This is a genomic window from Vibrio sp. 1562 (assembly GCF_033340155.1).
Taxonomy (GTDB): Bacteria; Pseudomonadota; Gammaproteobacteria; order Enterobacterales; family Vibrionaceae; genus Vibrio; species Vibrio alginolyticus.
Genome location: NZ_JAWOVY010000714.1, coordinates 1 through 534, shown reverse-complemented (window position 1 = coordinate 534; position 534 = coordinate 1). Strand labels below are relative to the sequence as shown.

1 protein-coding gene is annotated in these 534 nt (G+C 51.9%); it reads right to left on the bottom strand.

Annotated features, from left to right (window positions below):
- The coding region (locus R7Z49_RS27255) for a thermonuclease family protein (RefSeq protein WP_411913040.1) at positions 1–272 on the bottom strand (272 nt) is incomplete at its 3' end.
- Between the last annotated feature and the right edge of the window lie 262 nt (positions 273–534).

The following is a 534-nucleotide window of genomic DNA, read 5'->3' as shown; positions in this document are numbered from 1 at the left end:
AGATCGGACAACGCCTGTTTCGCCTTTGAGCCGTAGGGTTGTTTCTTCTCTGGGGTGTCGATTTCCGCCAGCCTTACCCGGTACTGGATTTTGCCGCTCCGGCAATCTTTCCCGGAGTCACAGCTTTGTTCAGTCAGGACCTTGACCGTATCACCGTCAGACACCCCCACAACCTTCGCAGTAAAGGTTTCTGCCCATACCTGAGGGGCCACCACCAGCATGGCTACCAGGAACGCTGAAACCCCCGTATTTTTCACAAAACCTAACCTCATAATCACTCCATCCAAATTACTTTTTTTTCCCAGCCGGTAGAGCCTTGGCCCAACAGAGCCTTGTTTCATCCACCTTGCTGTCTACGATTCGACAGGCATCCCAGTTAAGAGATGACCAGTGAGCAATGGCAGAGGCCAACCAGTACCACGGTGCCGTAAACACCGGCTGGCCCCCTTCCTTCGTTTTAAATACCTGGTATCGCATGTTGATCCTCCTGTTTGGGTGAGGCTTAGGCCTCGTAATAGAAATTTTTTGTGTCCG